Origin of the sequence: Sodalis ligni, assembly GCF_016865525.2 — a bacterium.
GTDB lineage: Bacteria > Pseudomonadota > Gammaproteobacteria > Enterobacterales > Enterobacteriaceae > Acerihabitans > Acerihabitans ligni.
This window is the reverse complement of record NZ_CP075169.1, coordinates 1,765,108-1,781,790: the sequence shown is the minus strand read 5'-3', so window position 1 is coordinate 1,781,790 and position 16,683 is coordinate 1,765,108. Positions and strand designations below refer to the sequence as shown.

The 16,683-nt window shown below is 56.7% G+C and carries 16 protein-coding genes; 12 read left to right on the top strand and 4 right to left on the bottom strand.

The features are described from left to right. Nucleotides 1-83: 83 nt before the first annotated feature. Nucleotides 84-812, top strand: coding sequence for a leucyl/phenylalanyl-tRNA--protein transferase (aat, locus tag GTU79_RS08375; protein ID WP_203523124.1), 729 nt, complete (start codon nucleotides 84-86; stop codon nucleotides 810-812). Between the two features lie 92 nt (nucleotides 813-904). Beyond that, nucleotides 905-1,123 carry a translation initiation factor IF-1 gene (gene infA, locus GTU79_RS08370; RefSeq protein ID WP_002211347.1) on the top strand — a complete coding sequence of 73 codons (219 nt, stop codon included), beginning with the start codon at nucleotides 905-907 and terminating at the stop codon, nucleotides 1,121-1,123. Between the two features lie 956 nt (nucleotides 1,124-2,079). Here the strand turns inward: infA and clpA are convergent. Continuing rightward, entirely contained in the window at nucleotides 2,080-4,353 is a 2,274-nt protein-coding gene (gene clpA / locus GTU79_RS08365) for an ATP-dependent Clp protease ATP-binding subunit ClpA (protein WP_132922664.1), read from the bottom strand. A 27-nt stretch (nucleotides 4,354-4,380) separates the two neighbouring features. Continuing rightward, nucleotides 4,381-4,701, bottom strand: coding sequence for an ATP-dependent Clp protease adapter ClpS (gene clpS, locus GTU79_RS08360; protein WP_132922665.1), 321 nt, complete (start codon nucleotides 4,699-4,701; stop codon nucleotides 4,381-4,383). A 370-nt stretch (nucleotides 4,702-5,071) separates the two neighbouring features. Here clpS and cspD point away from each other — a divergent pair, with 370 nt between their 5' ends. From cspD to ltaE, 5 genes are all read left to right on the top strand, one after another. Then, nucleotides 5,072-5,293 carry a cold shock-like protein CspD gene (gene cspD, locus GTU79_RS08355; RefSeq protein WP_132922666.1) on the top strand — a complete coding sequence of 74 codons (222 nt, stop codon included), beginning with the start codon at nucleotides 5,072-5,074 and terminating at the stop codon, nucleotides 5,291-5,293. Nucleotides 5,294-5,585: 292 nt separating this feature from the next. Next, complete coding sequence (locus tag GTU79_RS08350; protein ID WP_203522222.1) at nucleotides 5,586-6,539, top strand: VirK/YbjX family protein; 954 nt, start codon at nucleotides 5,586-5,588, stop codon at nucleotides 6,537-6,539. A gap of 151 nt (nucleotides 6,540-6,690) precedes the next feature. Continuing rightward, a complete protein-coding gene (locus tag GTU79_RS08345) occupies nucleotides 6,691-7,593 on the top strand; it encodes a LysO family transporter (RefSeq protein ID WP_203522223.1) in 903 nt (300 codons plus the stop codon). Between the two features lie 170 nt (nucleotides 7,594-7,763). Then, nucleotides 7,764-9,485, top strand: a complete 1,722-nt coding sequence (poxB, locus tag GTU79_RS08340) for a ubiquinone-dependent pyruvate dehydrogenase (protein WP_132922669.1) — start codon at nucleotides 7,764-7,766, stop codon at nucleotides 9,483-9,485. Between the two features lie 90 nt (nucleotides 9,486-9,575). After that, nucleotides 9,576-10,628, top strand: a complete 1,053-nt coding sequence (ltaE, locus tag GTU79_RS08335) for a low-specificity L-threonine aldolase (RefSeq protein WP_203522224.1) — start codon at nucleotides 9,576-9,578, stop codon at nucleotides 10,626-10,628. Here the strand turns inward: ltaE and GTU79_RS08330 are convergent. Further along, a complete protein-coding gene (locus tag GTU79_RS08330) occupies nucleotides 10,590-11,480 on the bottom strand; it encodes an N-acetylmuramoyl-L-alanine amidase (protein WP_253073510.1) in 891 nt (296 codons plus the stop codon). The two genes, ltaE and GTU79_RS08330, sit on opposite strands and share 39 nt — an antisense overlap. Nucleotides 11,481-11,700: 220 nt before the next feature. Between GTU79_RS08330 and GTU79_RS08325 the strand changes: the two genes are divergently transcribed. The 5 genes from GTU79_RS08325 to artM all read left to right on the top strand — a co-directional run bounded on the left by GTU79_RS08325 (nucleotide 11,701) and on the right by artM (nucleotide 15,549). Continuing rightward, nucleotides 11,701-12,252 (top strand): lipoprotein, encoded by a 552-nt coding sequence (locus GTU79_RS08325; protein WP_132922671.1) that lies wholly within the window; start codon nucleotides 11,701-11,703, stop codon nucleotides 12,250-12,252. Between the two features lie 430 nt (nucleotides 12,253-12,682). Then, nucleotides 12,683-13,411: an arginine ABC transporter ATP-binding protein ArtP gene (artP, locus tag GTU79_RS08320; RefSeq protein ID WP_203522225.1), complete on the top strand. Its 729-nt coding sequence runs from the start codon at nucleotides 12,683-12,685 to the stop codon at nucleotides 13,409-13,411. 15 nt (nucleotides 13,412-13,426) lie between these two features. Beyond that, nucleotides 13,427-14,158, top strand: a complete 732-nt coding sequence (gene artJ, locus GTU79_RS08315) for an arginine ABC transporter substrate-binding protein (protein WP_132922673.1) — start codon at nucleotides 13,427-13,429, stop codon at nucleotides 14,156-14,158. Nucleotides 14,159-14,167: 9 nt separating this feature from the next. Further along, nucleotides 14,168-14,881: an arginine ABC transporter permease ArtQ gene (artQ, locus tag GTU79_RS08310; protein ID WP_203522226.1), complete on the top strand. Its 714-nt coding sequence runs from the start codon at nucleotides 14,168-14,170 to the stop codon at nucleotides 14,879-14,881. After that, nucleotides 14,881-15,549, top strand: a complete 669-nt coding sequence (gene artM, locus GTU79_RS08305) for an arginine ABC transporter permease ArtM (protein WP_132927830.1) — start codon at nucleotides 14,881-14,883, stop codon at nucleotides 15,547-15,549. Before artQ ends, artM begins: the two co-directional genes overlap by 1 nt. Here the strand turns inward: artM and rlmC are convergent. Next, nucleotides 15,546-16,673, bottom strand: a complete 1,128-nt coding sequence (rlmC, locus tag GTU79_RS08300; protein WP_203522227.1) for a 23S rRNA (uracil(747)-C(5))-methyltransferase RlmC — start codon at nucleotides 16,671-16,673, stop codon at nucleotides 15,546-15,548. The two genes, artM and rlmC, sit on opposite strands and share 4 nt — an antisense overlap. Nucleotides 16,674-16,683 lie beyond the last annotated feature (10 nt).

The following is a 16,683-nucleotide window of genomic DNA, read 5'->3' as shown; positions in this document are numbered from 1 at the left end:
AGGGTATAATCGAATCAGCGGCACAGCAAACAATTGCCCGGTAGCCCTGTTGACCGGCATAGGTGAATATGACGAGAAGTAATATGCGATTATACCGGCTGTCTCCCAATTCATTACAGTTTCCCGCCCCGACATCAGCGCTGCATGAACCCAACGGGCTGCTGGCGTTTGGCGGCGATTTATCCCCGGAACGTTTGCTCATCGCTTATCAACAGGGGATTTTCCCCTGGTATTCCCCTGGAGACGTCATATTATGGTGGTCGCCGGACCCCCGCGCGGTGCTGTTCCCCGAAGAGTTCCATGTCAGCCGTAGCCTCAGGCGCATCATGAAGCGCTGCCCCTACCGTATCACTCTTAATCATGCTTTTGGCGAAGTCATGGCGTCCTGCGCCGAACGAGGCCAGGAAGGCACCTGGATCGGTCCGGAAGTGGAAATCGCCTATCAGCGGCTGCACTTGCTCGGCCAGGCGCACTCCATCGAAGTCTGGGACGGCGATACCCTGGTGGGGGGCATGTATGGCGTGGCTCAGGGAGCGTTATTTTGCGGCGAATCCATGTTCAGCCGCCGGGATAACGCCTCGAAGATTGCCCTGCTGACTTTTTGCCGTTTCTTTAGTCAACAGGGCGGAAAACTGATAGACTGTCAGGTATTGAACTCACATACGGCCTCGTTAGGCGCGAGGGATATTCCCCGACGCGACTATCTCGCCCTGCTGGGTCAGTTACAACCTTTAACGCTGGCACCTCATTGCTGGCAACCACAAACCCTCTCTGTCGTCACCTTAAACAGTGAACCGGATTCCGGTGAATGACGCGTTGTTCTTCATCACTTCTTTACATAATGAGGGTTTTTCGGCATTATCTTGCCGGTTAAAAACTATGGTATTCAAACCTAGAGGATTCGATGGCCAAAGAAGACAATATTGAAATGCAAGGCACGGTACTGGATACATTGCCTAACACCATGTTCCGCGTGGAATTGGAAAACGGGCACGTGGTAACCGCACATATCTCCGGTAAAATGCGTAAAAATTATATCCGCATCCTGACGGGCGACAAAGTCACAGTTGAGCTGACCCCGTACGACCTGAGCAAAGGCCGCATTGTCTTCCGTAGCCGCTGATAGGCTTCTTTATCGCTGATATCCGCCCGCAGTAGCGCGCCGGTATCCCGCCCAAGCAATTGCAATAAACCATAACATTCATACCGGCGCCCTTAAACGGCCCGGTATGATGACCCGTGCCCGCAAAGCAATAAGGGCGACCCAAGCCCTTATCACCGAAGCGTGAACCAAGCCTGTTAAAGGGAGAGCGCGCCAATGTGGCCGAAGCGGGCGTGGTTTTACCGCCCGCCAGAGCGCCGCATGGCACGCTAGGCCCGCTATCACCGGTAGCGTGAACCGGGACTGTTAAAGGGAGAGCGCGCCAATGTGGCCGAAGCGGGCGTGGTTTTACCGCCCGCCGGAGCGCCGCATGGCACGCTAGGCCCGCTATCACCGGTAGCGTGAACCGGGACTGTTAAAGGGAGAGCGCGCCAATGTGGCCGAAGCGGGCGTGGTTTTACCGCCCGCCAGAGCGCCGCATGGCACGCTAGGCCCGCTATCACCGGTAGCGTGAACCGGGACTGTTAAAGGGAGAGCGCGCCAATGTGGCCGAAGCGGGCGTGGTTTTACCGCCCGCCGGAGCGCCGCATGGCACGCTAGGACCGCTATCGCCGGTAGCGTGAACCGGGACTGTTAAAGGGAGAGCGCGCCAATGTGGCCGAAGCGGGCGTGGTTTTACCGCCCGCTAGAGCGCCGCATGGCACGCTAGGACCCGCTATCACCGGTAGCGTGAACCGGGACTGTTAAAGGGAGAGCACGCCAATGTGGCCGAAGCGGGCGTGGTTTTACCGCCCGCCGGAGCGCCGCATGGCACGCTAGGCCCGCTATCACCGGTAGCGTGAACCGGGCCTGTTAAAGGGAGTGCCCCATGGAGGCTATACCAGCAGCATTCAATGCTGCAGCGGCCAGTTTTTATGCAAAAAAAAACGATGCCAACCGGCATCGCTTTTTTTTCTTTCCCGCCGAACGGCGGCGGCTTAATGAACCACGCCTTCCGTCTTGCGTTTTTGCGCGCTCAGGAAATCATATTTAAGCTGTTTTTTATCCGCATCCAGCTCAACCTTCACCGACCCGCCATCCACCAGAGTGCCGAACAGCAGCTCATTGGCCAGCGGTTTCTTCAGGTTTTCCTGCATGACACGGGCCATCGGCCGCGCACCCATGGATTTGTCATAACCCTTGGCCGCAAGCCAGTCGCGCGCTTCGTCGCTGACTTCCAGCGAAACGCCCTTGGCATCCAGCTGGGCCTGCAGTTCAACGATGAATTTATCCACCACCAGCTGAATGATTTCTGGGGACAGATGGTTGAACCATATAACGTTATCCAAGCGGTTACGGAACTCCGGCGTAAAGATTTTTTTGATCTCGCCCAAGGCATCGGTGCTGTTATCCTGTTGGATCATACCGATACTCTGACGCTGGGTTTCCTGCACGCCGGCATTGGTGGTCATCACCAGGATCACATTGCGGAAATCCGCTTTGCGCCCGTTGTTATCGGTCAGCGTACCGTTGTCCATCACCTGCAGGAGCAAATTGAACACATCCGGATGCGCCTTTTCGATTTCATCAAGCAGCAACACCGCATGGGGATGCTTGAGCACCGCATCGGTTAACAGGCCGCCCTGATCGTAGCCCACATATCCCGGAGGCGCGCCGATAAGCCTGCTGACCGTATGCCGTTCCATGTATTCCGACATATCGAAGCGCAGCAATTCGATATCCAGCGCTTTGGCCAACTGCACCGTGACCTCGGTTTTACCCACCCCGGTAGGACCGGCGAACAGGAATGAGCCCACCGGTTTATGATCCTGGCCCAACCCGGCCCGGCTCATTTTGATGGCTTCGGTCAAGGCTTCAATGGCCTTATCCTGGCCGAACACCAGCATCTTCAGGCGATCCCCGAGGTTTCTCAGCACATCCCGATCGCTGGCGGAAACCGTCTTCTCGGGAATACGGGCAATGCGCGCCACCACCGACTCGATATCGGAAACATTAACGGTCTTTTTGCGTTTGCTCACCGGCATCAGCCGGCTGCGAGCACCCGCCTCGTCGATAACATCAATGGCCTTATCGGGCAAATGACGATCGTTGATGTATTTCACCGCCAGCTCCACCGCCGCGCGCACGGCTTTAGCCGTATAACGCACGTCGTGGTGGGCCTCGTACTTGGTTTTCAGGCCGGTAAGGATCTGAACCGTTTCTTCCACCGACGGCTCGGTGATATCAATTTTCTGGAAACGACGCGCCAAGGCGCGATCTTTTTCAAAGATATTGCTGAATTCCTGATAGGTAGTGGATCCCATCACCCTGATTTTACCGCTGGAGAGCAAGGGCTTGATCAGATTCGCCGCATCCACCTGTCCGCCGGAAGCAGCGCCGGCGCCGATAATAGTATGGATCTCATCGATGAACAGGATGCTGTTCTGATCCGACTCCAACTGTTTAAGCAGGCCTTTGAAACGCTTCTCAAAATCACCGCGGTATTTGGTGCCGGCCAGCAATGAACCGATATCCAATGAATAGATGGTGCAATCGGCAATGACTTCGGGCACGTCCCCCTGCACGATACGCCATGCCAGCCCTTCGGCAATGGCGGTTTTGCCCACACCTGATTCACCCACCAGCAGCGGATTGTTTTTACGGCGGCGGCACAGTACCTGAATAGCGCGTTCCAGTTCGCGCTCCCGCCCTATCAGGGGATCGATCCCCCCTACACGGGCGAGCTGGTTGAGATTGGTAGTGAAGTTTTCCATACGATCCTCCCCGCCTGCCTGCTCTTCATTAACCGGATTTTCAGGACCGGGTGCCTGCGTCTCATCTTTGCGAGTACCGTGAGAAATGAAATTCACCACATCGAGGCGGCTGACGTCATGCTTACGCAGCAGGTAGGCCGCCTGGGATTCCTGTTCGCTGAAGATGGCCACCAGGACATTGGCCCCTGACACCTCGCTGCGTCCTGAGGACTGAACATGGAAAACCGCACGCTGCAGTACACGCTGAAAGCTGAGCGTAGGCTGCGTGTCGCGCTCTTCGTCGCTGGTCGGTAAGGTCGGCGTGGTTTGTTCTATGAAAGCTTCGAGTTCCTGGCGCAGCGCCACCAGATCGACCGTGCAGGCCTCGAGCGCTTCTCGCGCTGAAGGGTTACTGAGCAACGCCAGCAATAAATGTTCAACGGTCATAAACTCATGCCGGTGCTCACGCGCTCTGGCGAAAGCCATATTTAAACTGAGTTCCAGTTCTTGATTGAGCATTGGCACCTCCCCAAATAGATTGCCTGTTCAGGCCTTTTCCAGCGTACAAAGCAACGGATGCTCATTTTCCCTGGCATAACGATTCACATGGGCGACTTTGGTTTCAGCGACTTCGGCGGTATAGACCCCGCAGATAGCCTTGCCCTGATAGTGAACCGTAAGCATCAGTTGCGTTGCACGTTCAACATCATAAGAAAAGAACTTTTGCAGTACGTCAATAACAAATTCCATCGGTGTGTAATCGTCATTGATAAGTATCACTTTATACATTGACGGGGGTACTACCAGCTCTTTCACCAGTTCTTCGGCAAGATGCTGTTCACCCGGTCTATCGCTTGTCTTACCCATCGTCTTTCCGTCAAAACGTCTTTAAAGCCTGGAGAGTTAGCTGTGGCAGGCGTAGAGCCTTAGCGCCCCATCTCCGTCATTATTACAAGTTTAACATCGGATGCTGTTTAATGCCCCTTGCCGTTACCTATATCTGTAATAGGATTTCGATCGCAGCAATGGTATTACGATTTTGTCAAAAAAGTGTCAATAGCGTTACCTGCTTCAAAGTTTGGTAATGTCATCCGCCAACTGCCCCCGCATCCACTTGACCTATTGTTCCTATCCTCTAGAGTGTACTTGCGTAAGCCGTCGTGGTTTTGACGGATAAAGCTTACGACGTCAACAATCCTCATCACATATAAGATTCTGTTGCGAGGGATGTACAAACATGGAGACGGGTAAAGTTAAATGGTTCAATAACGCCAAAGGTTTTGGGTTTATCTGTCCTGAAAGCGGCGGCGAGGATATCTTTGCGCATTACTCAACAATCCAGATGGACGGTTATCGAACGCTCAAAGCAGGGCAAGTGGTCAGATTCGATGTTCATCAGGGCCCCAAGGGGAACCACGCGAGTCTGATTGTGCCTGTTGAAACCGAGACTGTCGCCTGATAACACGCCTCGCGATTAATGCATAATGATATTAATGAAATGCCAGTGCGTATCGCTGGCATTTTTTCTGCTATGCCGCTTATCCCGCTTACTCAAGGTATAACATTTTTATTTTAAGACGCAAGCATAATTATGTCTGTCACAAAGAGTATCTTGCTTATGATTTTTGCCATCATCATAAACCGCATTTAAACGCTTGTTTTTCCCATGCCGTCGGAAGGCCGCCATTATGTCGCGGTTTAGCCCGATTTTGCTGAAATAGGTATTTTCTTGCTTCCAGGGCAGAATACCCATGTCACAACTTGTATCCAACCGGGAACGCTCCCGCAACGGATTATCCGGCTGGCAGCTCGCGCTGTCCTTGTTCCGCGGCACCCTCGTGCCGGGCATTGCCTGGCAACGCCGTTTCTATCGCTACAAGTTTATGCTGCGGTATCTTTACACCCATAGCTACTCCGGTCCCTGGCTTGAACAGCTGGCGAAATGCCCCCTGCTGACACAAATGCTGGCTTCCCAGCCCGGGCTGCCCTGCAAGCTGCACCGCCCCTATCTGGCCGCCAATATGAGCGCTGAAAAGCAGCTGGCCGCCCTGGGGCATCATTACGACTATATCCAGGCGCGCCTGCCCCGCCCCCTGCTTGAAGGACATCTGAGCCGGGACGGTTTTACGCTGGCGACGCTTACGGCCAAAAACGACCGGATTTTCCATTTGCGCCTCTGCTCTCTTGACCGGCTGAACCGAGAGGGCGAGGCAACCCTGCTGTTTTGCGACGAAGGCAATGTCATGCTGGCGGAAATGACGTTCGTCATTACGCCCGAACGGGGGGCTACGCTCTTTATCGGCGGTTTGCAGGGCGGCCGCCGCCAGCTGTCCCATGAAACGATCCATTCGGCCACCAAAGCCTGCCACGGGCTGTTTCCCAAACGACTGGTGCTGGAAACGGCGATCCTGCTGGGAAGAGAAATGGGCGTGAACCAGATTCTGGCCGTGGGCAACCGAACACATATGCATCAGGAATGGCGCTATTTTTATAAAAGTAAACGATTCCTACATGCGGATTATGACAATTTCTGGCTGTCGATGAACGCACAACCGCAGGCGCAGGGATATTTCAGCCTGCCGCTGGGTATTCCGCGTAAATGCCTTACCGCCGTGCCCAGTAAAAAACGCGCCGAATACCGTCGCCGCTATGGGCTGCTGGATCAATTGGCGACCCAGGTCTCCGGTCATTTTGAGCTGCGGTGACGGCCGCCTTCGGCCAGCGCTTCCCCCCACGACATGGGGGGAAGCCAGGAAGAATTGAAAACCTGTCCTGCATCGGCTTTACAGCGCTCGCCATTTTGTTTAGCTTAGGGCGGAATTTTCCCCCCGCCGTTCAAAAGGATGTGGCGCCCAAATGTATTCCGGCCTGTTAATAATCCTCATCCCGCTGGTGGCGGGCTATCTGTTGCCGCGGGTATCCCGCGCCTGGGCGCACCGGGTGGATCGCATCCTCAGCGCCATGGTGTATATCATCCTGTTTTTCATGGGCATAAGTTTGGCCTTTCTGGACAATCTTGCCGTCAACCTGCGCCTGATAGCCTGGTATGCGGGGGTGAGCGCGCTGTGCATTATGGCGTTCAACGGCGCCGCCCTCTGGTGGCTGGAAAAACGCCGGCCCTGGCCGGGGGCGCACCGCCAGGGCGTGCCCGCGCCGTCGCGGCTGCATATGGCCTTGGACTCGTTGAAACTCTGTCTGGTGGTGGTGGGAGGATTCGCCATCGGCCTGACACAATGGACATGGCTGAATGCGGCCTCCAAAGCCAGTGAGTTTGCCTTGGTAATATTGCTGCTGCTGGTGGGAATCCAGTTACGTAACGGCGGCATGACCCTGCGGCAGATTTTGCTCAACCGGCGCGGCGCCACGGTGGCGCTGGTGGTGGCGGTAAGCGCCTTGGCCGGCGGTGCGCTGGCGGCCATGATATTGGGGCTGCCCCTGCGTACCGGTCTGGCAATGGCCTCGGCTTACGGCTGGTATTCCCTCTCGGGGATCCTGATGACCGACGCCTTCGGCCCGGTAGTGGGCAGCGCCGCCTTCTTCAACGATCTGGCGCGTGAACTGCTGGCCATCATGTTAATCCCCGGCTTGATGGGCCGCAGCCGCAGCATGGCATTGGGTTTATGCGGCGCCACGTCGATGGATTTCACCCTGCCGGTGCTCACGCGCACCGGCGGACTGGATGTAGTGCCGGCCGCTATCGTCCACGGTTTTTTACTGAGCCTGCTGGCGCCGATACTCATCGCCCTGTTCAGCGCCTGAAGATTTCCTTATACCGATTCCCGGCGGCCATGCCGGGCCATCGTCCTGTGCCCCGGCATCGATAGCCATTACCTGCCCACCGCTGCCATTCCGCCGCCAAAAGGACTAAGCTTTAGCGGCACGAAAATGTTGACTCCAAATGAGCTTTATCATTGACCAAGGGGAACGTTATGAAACAAACCGTGGCATCATTGGTTGCCAAAACCCTCGAGCAAGCCGGCGTCAAACGTATCTGGGGCGTGACCGGCGACTCGTTGAACGGCTTAAGCGACAGTCTGAACCGCATGGGCACCATCAAATGGATGGGCACCCGTCATGAAGAAGTGGCGGCGTTCGCCGCCGGCGCCGAAGCCCATGTCACCGGTGAACTGGCGGTATGCGCCGGCTCCTGCGGTCCGGGCAACCTGCATTTGATCAACGGATTGTACGACTGCCACCGCAACCGGGTACCGGTGCTGGCTATTGCCGCGCATATCCCTTCCAGCGAAATCGGCAGCGGCTATTTTCAGGAAACCCATCCGGAAGAGTTATTTCGTGAATGCAGCCATTATTGCGAATTAGTATCCAATCCCGAACAACTTACCCAGGTACTGGGTATCGCCATCCGTAAAGCGGTGCTTGACCGCGGGGTATCGGTTATCGTCCTGCCCGGCGATGTGGCCTTGAAAGCCGCCCCGGAAGAGGGCACGCCCCTTTGGTATACCCCCCGGCAGCCGCTGGCGGTTCCGCCGGTGGGCGAACTGGAAAAGCTGGCCGCCCTGCTGAACCAGTCGGAGAATATCACCCTGCTGTGCGGCAGCGGCTGCGCCCAGGCTCACGATGAAGTGGTGCAGTTGGCCGGGCTGTTGAAAGCGCCGGTAGTGCATGCCCTGCGCGGCAAAGAATACCTGGAGTATGACAATCCCTACGATGTTGGCATGACCGGCCTGATAGGTTTCTCTTCCGGTTACCATGCCATGATGAACGCCGATACCCTGGTCCTGCTGGGCACGCGTTTTCCTTATCGGGCGTTTTATCCTACCGATGCAAAAATCATCCAAATCGATATCGAATCCGGCAGCCTCGGCGCGCACTGCCCGCTGAACATGGCCCTGGTGGGCGATATCAAATCCACGCTGGCGGTTTTGCTGCCGCGGCTGAAGGAAAAAACCAACCGCAATCATCTCGATGCGGCTCTGCAGCATTATCACGAAACCCGGCGCGATCTCGACACGCTGGCCAAGCCCAGCGGCAACAAAGCGATTCATCCCCAGTACGTGGCGCAGGAAATCAGCCGTCTGGCGGCGCCGGACGCCATCTTTACCTGCGATGTGGGCACGCCGACGGTTTGGGCGGCTCGCTACCTGACCATGAACGGACGCCGCCGCCTGTTAGGCTCGTTTAATCACGGTTCCATGGCCAACGCCATGCCGCAGGCGCTGGGCGCGCAGTCCGCGTTTCCCGGCCGGCAGGTAGTGGCGTTGTGCGGAGACGGCGGGTTCGCCATGCTGATGGGCGACTTTTTATCACTGATTCAGCTGAAATTGCCGGTGAAAATCGTTATTTTTAATAATAGCGTGCTGGGATTCGTCGCTATGGAAATGAAAGCCGGCGGCTACCTCACCGACGGCACGGATTTGCAAAACCCGAATTTTGCCGCCATCGCGCAGGCGGCCGGCATCAAGGGCATCCGGGTGGAAAAATCCGCCGACCTTGACGCTGCGCTGCAAGAAGCCTTTGCCACCGACGGACCGGTGGTGGTGGATGTGATTACCGCGAAAGAAGAGCTGGCGATGCCGCCGCAAATCAAGTTTGAACAGGCAAAAGGATTCAGTCTTTATATGCTGCGGGCCATCATCAACGGGCGCGGCGACGAAATAGTGGAATTGGCAAAAACCAACTGGCTGCGTTAAGGCTGACGGCTTCCGCCCGGGTTCAGGTTGTCCCGTTTCCGGGCGGTAATGCCATACGCGGGGTAGCCTTGAAAATCTAACGGAGTGAGCATGATCGATTTACGCAGTGATACCGTCACCTTGCCGAGCGATGCAATGCGCAGGCAGATGGCTGAAGCCGAGGTTGGCGACGATGTCTATGGGGATGACCCCACCGTGGCGGCGCTGGAAGCGGACGGCGCCCGCCTGAGCGGTAAAGCGGCGGCGCTGTTTTTTCCCAGCGGCACCCAGGCGAATCTGGTGGCGCTGCTGACCCATTGCCAGCGCGGCGAAGAGTATATCGTCGGGCAGCATGCGCATAACTACCGCTTTGAAGCCGGCGGCGCCGCGGTATTGGGCAGCATTCAGCCCCAGCCGCTGGAAGCGGACGCCGACGGCACGCTGCCGCTGGATAAAGTGGCCGCCGCCATTAAGCCGGACGATTTTCATTTTGCCCGCACCCGACTGTTATGTCTGGAAGATACCCATAACGGCAAAGTCCTTCCCCTGGCTTATCTGCAACAGGCCTGGCAATTCAGCCGTGACCACAAGCTGTCGCTGCATATTGACGGCGCACGGGTTTTTAACGCGGCGGTAGCATTGAATGTTCCCCTTACCGATATCAGCCAATATTGCGATACCCTGACCATTTGTTTATCCAAAGGTTTGGGTGCGCCGGTGGGATCGCTGCTGTGCGGCGGCGAAGACTATATCCGGCAGGCGAAGCGCTGGCGAAAAATGGTGGGCGGCGGCATGCGCCAGTCCGGCATCCTGGCGGCGGCCGGCCGTTATGCGCTGGAGCATAACGTACAGCGTCTGCGGGAGGATCATGACAATGCCCAGTGGCTCGGGCAACAGCTCGGCGCGCTGGGCGTGGAAATCATGGCTCCGGGCGCCCAGACCAATATGCTGTTTATCCGGCAGTCGCCGGAACTGGCCGCTAAGCTTGGCCCATGGATGCTCGGGCATGATATCAACATCGCCTCGGGTACCGTGACCCGTTTGGTGACTCATCTGAATATCAGCCGTCAGGACCTTGAAAAGGTGGTCCGGATCTGGCGCGAATTCCTGCATCATCATGGCGAACTAACGGGCGCCGCCCTCACGGGCGTCTACTTCCAGTAACGCATCAAGTATCGCTTCGGTTTCCGCGTCCGGCAGGCCGCGGAAATCAGTGGGGCGAAAGTGCATCTGGAAAGCCGCCACCGCTTTTTGCTGCAACGCCACAGGCATCCCCGGCGTCACGTCATAACCGTAGCGGGCCATACGCTGCAAAATAGCCGGCATCGCCACCCGCTGGCGAGGATCCCGTTTTCCCAGGTAGAAATGTACCCGATTCTGATCGGGCCAAATGCCCACTCCCGCCGCCGCCAACTGCCGCCAGGGAAATAACGGGCCGGGATCCTGCTTGCGCCGCCAGGCGATATCGCTGTGCCCCACCACATTAAACGGCGAAATATGATAACGTTTAATGATATCCCGGCTCAGGGCGATGACCAGCGCTATCTGATGAGGGGGATAAGGCGCTGCGTCATATCCCGTCAGCGTGCGGTAATAGCCGCCGTTTTCGATTTCGATGCCGATGGAAGTATCGTTAAGATTTTCACGCCCGCGCCAATAACTCTCCCCGGCATGCCAGGCCCGGCGCGATTCATCCACCAGCCGCAGGGCGGTAGGAATGCCGGCGGCATTATCAGGATGCAGCGGTATCAAGTAGTGGGCGCTGACCTGGCCGGTGGTGAGGGTTTTCATGGAACCGGTAAAATCTTCCGCGGTATAATGCAGCACCAGAAACTGAATACGCTCATCCGCTCCCGCCGCCTTTTGTGAGCTGTCTACATGGTAAAAAAGCGGCGCCGCCTTCTCTTTTTCCACCAGCAAATAGCCGATATAGCACAGGCATAATACGACAATGAGCCGAAACGCCCAGGTGATCCTTGCTGCCCGCGGTCTACCACGGCGTTTTCCGCTGTCCAAGCACCCTCTACCTCGTTTGAAAAAATCCCGATCAAATCGCGGGTATTCTCACCAGGTTACGCTCTGTCCGCAACCGGTTTAAAAGCCGCGGCGCGGATATTCTTGAGGTTCGACCGGTGGGCGGGATGAACAAAAGTGGCCGTTGCGCCACAACTGACTGTTTTTTCATTATACTCAATGGTAATTTCCCCTCTTTCCTTTGCTATTAACAAGGTTAACAATGAAAAAAAGATTGTTGGTACTGTTCCCCTTGGCGTTGCTGTTGGGCGCCTGTACCCAGGTTGAACCGGCATACAAAGATATCGGTACCCGCATCGGCCCTTGCGCCGAAGGCGGACCGGATGATGTCGCGCAGCAATTTTATAACCTTCGCATACAGCAAGGCGCGCAGAGCCGACCCGGTAGCGCCCAGTTGGCGCAATACCGGCCTTATCTGAGCGACGGGCTGTATCAGTTGCTCAGCGCTAGCCTGCAGGACAGCGGTAAAGCGGCTAAATTACCCGCCGGGGATATTTTCAGCAGCAACGCCGCCGGCCCTGCCTCGGCCAGCGTCCACAGCGCTTCGCGCATCTTGAATACCGATGCCAAGAACATCCCGTTACGGGTGGATATGTCGCGTCAGCAAGGCGCGAACAGCCAATCCGTCCAGTGGCAGGATGAGGTGCTGATGATCCGCGAAGGCCAATGCTGGGCTGTGGATGACGTGCGCTATCTCGGTATGCTGTCCCCTGCCCCGGCCGGGACGCTGCGGCAGACCCTGGAAAAGCGGTAAAATCCGGGCCCGGAACCTGCAAGCCAGTGGTTTCCCATTGTTCAACCGTGCCGGCCACGGGTTCGATTCAGCAAATGCGCATGGAGTTCATAGGGAGGAACAGGATGCTGGAAGAGTAAACCGTCCGCGCCAGGGATGACGGGTTTACGGCGTGTTTACGTTCCATCATCCTGTCCCGACTCTGCATATTTGAAGCGCAGCGCTGGAAAATTAAGACTGCCCGCGCCTCGTTGTGGTGCACTGGCAAGCGGTCCATAGCGGGACAATGAGTCAACAGAGCATATAACCGGGAAATTGCCCGGCACAAAGACCTTTTGTGCTGTCCATGATATTATTACCCACCTAAATGTAAATTTTGATCATGGCGGATTGCATCAATCGTCCGTCAACGTTAACATCTGCCGCCTCAATGGCTATTCAGTTTCAACGCATGAGTATTCAACTAAACCATATCGACTGTTTTTACGGCGCTTATCAAGCGCTGTTTGATATCACACTTGAATGCCCGGCCGGGGAAACGCTGGTGCTTCTCGGTCCCAGCGGCGCAGGCAAAAGTTCGTTGCTGCGGGTGCTTAATCTGCTGGAGATGCCGCGCGCCGGCGAGTTGGCCATTGCCGGTAATCATTATGATTTCCGGCATGAGCCCGGCGAGAAGGACATCCGTGAACTGCGGCAAAATGTCGGTATGGTCTTCCAGCAATATAATCTCTGGCCGCATCTCACCGTGCGGCAGAATTTGATCGAAGCCCCCTGCCGGGTGCTCGGCCTGTCGCGGGCGCATGCCAATGAACGGGCCGATAAGCTGCTGGATCGCCTGCGCCTGACGGATTTCAGCGATCGTTTCCCGCTGCATTTATCCGGCGGCCAGCAGCAGCGGGTGGCTATCGCCCGCGCCCTGATGATGGAACCGCAGGTTTTACTGTTCGACGAACCCACCGCGGCGCTGGATCCGGAAATCACCGCGCAAATTGTCAGTATCATCCGCGAGTTGGCCCAGACCGGCATCACACAGGTGATCGTCACCCATGAAGTCGAGGTAGCACGTAAGACTGCCAGTCGCATCGTCTATATGGAAAACGGCCGCATTGTGGAACAGGGGGATGCGACGCATTTTGCCCGGCCGCAAACCGAGGCCTTTGCTCACTACTTATCGCATTAAATATTTGGACAAAAAATGAAAAAATTGATTATCGCCGCCGTATTGGCCGGAATGACCGCTTCAGCGGGCGCAGCCGAAACCATTCGTTTCGCCACCGAGGCCTCTTACTCTCCGTTCGAATTCGTCGATGCCAATAATACCATCCAAGGTTTTGACATCGATCTGGCCAATGCCCTGTGCAAGGAAATGCAGGCACAATGCACTTTTACCAATCAGGCGTTTGACAGTTTGATTCCCAGCCTGAAATTCCGCCGTTTCGATGCGGTGATTTCCGGAATGGATATCACCCCGGAACGCTTGCAGCAGGTCTCTTTTTCCCAGCCCTATTATGAAAACTCCGCGATTTTTATCGCGCAAAAAGACAAGTTTACCGATTTGGCTTCCCTTAAGGGCAAACGCGTAGGTATGCAAAACGGCTCCACCCATCAGAAATTCCTGCAGGATAAACACCCGGAAATAACCGCGGTTCCGTATGACAGCTACCAGAACGCCGTGCTTGACTTGAAGAACGGTCGTTTGGACGCGGTATTCGGCGACAGCGCGGTGGTGAACGAGTGGCTTAAGAAAGATAATTCCCTGGCGACGGTGGGGGATAAAATCACCGATAAAGCCTATTTCGGCACCGGTCTGGGTATCGCGGTACGCCAGAATAACGCCGCCCTGGTGGATCAATTCAATACCGCGCTGAACAAAGTCAGGCAGGATGGGACTTACCAGGCCATTTACCAGAAATGGTTCAAGAAGTAATCCGCTTTCATGAATGAACTTTATCCTATCGCCGGCGCCGCAGGGACTACCCTGGGGCTGGCGTTATGCGCGCTGGTTGTGGGCCTGGTGCTGGCGATGTGTTTTGCCGCTTGGGAATCCGCGCGCTGGAAATGGCTGGGGCTGCTGGGCACCGCCGTGGTCACGGTGCTGCGCGGCCTGCCGGAAATATTGGTAGTGCTGTTTATCTATTTCGGCGCGTCGCAGCTGCTGCTGACGCTGTCGGACGGTTTTACCCTTAATCTGGCCGGCTATCATCTGCCCCTGAGCCTGCCGGCGGATGTCAACGTCAGCCCCTTTATCTGCGGCGTGCTGGCTCTGGCACTGCTGTACGCCTCTTACGCATCTCAAACCCTGCGCGGCGCTATCAAAGCCATTCCGCAGGGACAATGGGAGTCCGGCCAGTCGCTGGGCATGAAAACCAGCGCCGTTTTTTTCCGGCTGATTTTGCCGCAAATGTGGCGTCATGCGCTGCCGGGCCTGGGAAATCAATGGCTGGTGCTGCTGAAGGACACCGCACTGGTCTCGCTGATAAGCGTCAATGACTTGATGCTGCAAACCAAAAGTATCGTCAATTTTACCCAGCAGCCGTTTACCTGGTATCTGGTTGCTGCGGCGGTGTATCTGGCCATTACCCTGCTGAGCCAGGTCATTCTCCGCGCCATTGAACGCCGCTCAACGCGTTTTGAAACGAGGGCTTCGTGATGCTGGCCTATCTGCCGGATTTGATGAAAGGATTGCCCGTAAGCCTGTCGCTGACGCTGTGCGCCATCCTGATAGCCCTGTTTCTGGCGCTGCTGTTTACGGTGATCGTCAGCCTGAAGCTCCCGGTGCTGACGCCGCTGGTGAAAATCTATATCACCTTGTTTACCGGCACGCCGCTGCTGGTGCAGATATTCCTGATTTATTACGGCCCGGGACAGTTTGCCGCATTACGCGCCATACCCTGGTTATGGTCGCTGGTATCCCAGCCTTGGCTGTGCGCCATGATCGCCCTGGCCTTGAACAGCGCGGCCTACAGTACTCAGCTGTTTACCGGCGCCATGCGCGCCATTCCGTCCGGCCAGTGGCAGTCATGCTCGGCGCTGGGGATGAGCCGAGCCCAGTCATTGCGGCTGCTGATGCCGTTCGCTATCAAACGCGCCCTCTCCTCCTATTCCAATGAAGTGGTGCTGGTTTTCAAAAGCACGTCGCTGGCCTATACCATTACGCTGATGGATGTGATGGGGCACGGGCAGCTGATGTACGGCAGGACGTATGATGTAATGGTGTTCGGCGCCGCCGGGATTATCTATCTGTGCGTCAACGGCATATTGACGCTGCTGATGCGCCTGGTGGAGTATCGCGCGCTGCGCTTCGAACGGCGCAGCTAATCCCGGCGTTTAAGCAATACCAGCGTCTCGTAATGGGCGGTGTGCGGGAACATATCGAATAGCTGCACGCTGACAAGCCGGTAAGACGGCAGCGCCAGCACATCTTTCGCCAGGCTCTGCGCCTGGCAGCTGGAATAGAGTATCCAGGGCGGCGCCATGCGGTCCAGATAGCCGCATAATTCGACGCCGATGCCGCGCCGCGGCGGATTCACCAGCACCAGATCGGGGGTATCATGCCCCAGGGCGAAGCGGGTGGAATCCAGCGCCTGGAAATCCACCCGGCGCAGTCCCAGCGCCTTGGCCGACTGCCGGGCGCTGGCGATGGCCTCAGGGCTGATTTCGATGCCTGTCAAGCGCATTTCCGCTGTCGCGCAATGCAGCCCAAAGCCCCCTACTCCGCAAAACAGATCCCACAGGCTGATGATATTCAGCGCCGCTACCCACTCACGGGCCGTGTCGTACAAGCGGGCAGCGATGGCCGGATTGGTTTGGAAAAAGCTGCGGGGACGGATAAACAGCGGGATGTCATTAAGGCGCTCCTCCAGGGCGGTTTGCCCGGTAAGCACGATTTCGGTGTCGCCTTCCAGAATGGCCATATGCACCGGCTGGATATTCGCTGAAATCACCTTGAGCTGTGGCAACCGCGCCCGCAGCCAGGGCAGCGCCGCCCGCAGCGCCGCGAGTTTCGTCTCGGAGCGCAACACAAAACGCAGCATCATGTCCCCGCTGTGGCTGCTGGCGGTGAGCAGCAGGAATTTCAATTCCCCCCGCTTGAGCGCCACGCTGTAGGGCGTCAGACCGGCGCGGCCGATAAAGGTTTTCAGCACGCTGAACGTCGGGGCGAAATCAGCGGGATACAGCGGGCAATCGCACAGATCAACAGGCTCCCTGCCCTGCGGCAGCATGCCCAGCAAGGGTCGCTCAACGCTGCCCCCCACCACCATTTTGGCCTTATAACGGAAGGCCGACTCTGGCGAAGCCACCGGCGCCAGCCATTGCTCCACCGGCAATGGGGACAAAAGTTCGGCAAGACGCGCCTGTTTCTCCGCTAACTGTTGCGGATAAGGCATCTCTAGCCACTGGCAGGAGCGGCAACGGTCGGCGTTAAATAAATCGCAGTGCATGGGCAGACAG

What these genes read in the sequence shown, in the direction of transcription:
- aat (WP_203523124.1), top strand. Translation starts at nt 84, where the DNA reads ATGCGATTATACCGGCTGTCTCCCAATTCATTACAGTTTCCCGCCCCG.
- infA (WP_002211347.1), top strand. Translation starts at nt 905, where the DNA reads ATGGCCAAAGAAGACAATATTGAAATGCAAGGCACGGTACTGGATACA.
- clpA (WP_132922664.1), bottom strand. Translation starts at nt 4,353, where the DNA reads ATGCTCAATCAAGAACTGGAACTCAGTTTAAATATGGCTTTCGCCAGA.
- clpS (WP_132922665.1), bottom strand. Translation starts at nt 4,701, where the DNA reads ATGGGTAAGACAAGCGATAGACCGGGTGAACAGCATCTTGCCGAAGAA.
- cspD (WP_132922666.1), top strand. Translation starts at nt 5,072, where the DNA reads ATGGAGACGGGTAAAGTTAAATGGTTCAATAACGCCAAAGGTTTTGGG.
- GTU79_RS08350 (WP_203522222.1), top strand. Translation starts at nt 5,586, where the DNA reads ATGTCACAACTTGTATCCAACCGGGAACGCTCCCGCAACGGATTATCC.
- GTU79_RS08345 (WP_203522223.1), top strand. Translation starts at nt 6,691, where the DNA reads ATGTATTCCGGCCTGTTAATAATCCTCATCCCGCTGGTGGCGGGCTAT.
- poxB (WP_132922669.1), top strand. Translation starts at nt 7,764, where the DNA reads ATGAAACAAACCGTGGCATCATTGGTTGCCAAAACCCTCGAGCAAGCC.
- ltaE (WP_203522224.1), top strand. Translation starts at nt 9,576, where the DNA reads ATGATCGATTTACGCAGTGATACCGTCACCTTGCCGAGCGATGCAATG.
- GTU79_RS08325 (WP_132922671.1), top strand. Translation starts at nt 11,701, where the DNA reads ATGAAAAAAAGATTGTTGGTACTGTTCCCCTTGGCGTTGCTGTTGGGC.
- artP (WP_203522225.1), top strand. Translation starts at nt 12,683, where the DNA reads ATGAGTATTCAACTAAACCATATCGACTGTTTTTACGGCGCTTATCAA.
- artJ (WP_132922673.1), top strand. Translation starts at nt 13,427, where the DNA reads ATGAAAAAATTGATTATCGCCGCCGTATTGGCCGGAATGACCGCTTCA.
- artQ (WP_203522226.1), top strand. Translation starts at nt 14,168, where the DNA reads ATGAATGAACTTTATCCTATCGCCGGCGCCGCAGGGACTACCCTGGGG.
- artM (WP_132927830.1), top strand. Translation starts at nt 14,881, where the DNA reads ATGCTGGCCTATCTGCCGGATTTGATGAAAGGATTGCCCGTAAGCCTG.
- rlmC (WP_203522227.1), bottom strand. Translation starts at nt 16,673, where the DNA reads ATGCACTGCGATTTATTTAACGCCGACCGTTGCCGCTCCTGCCAGTGG.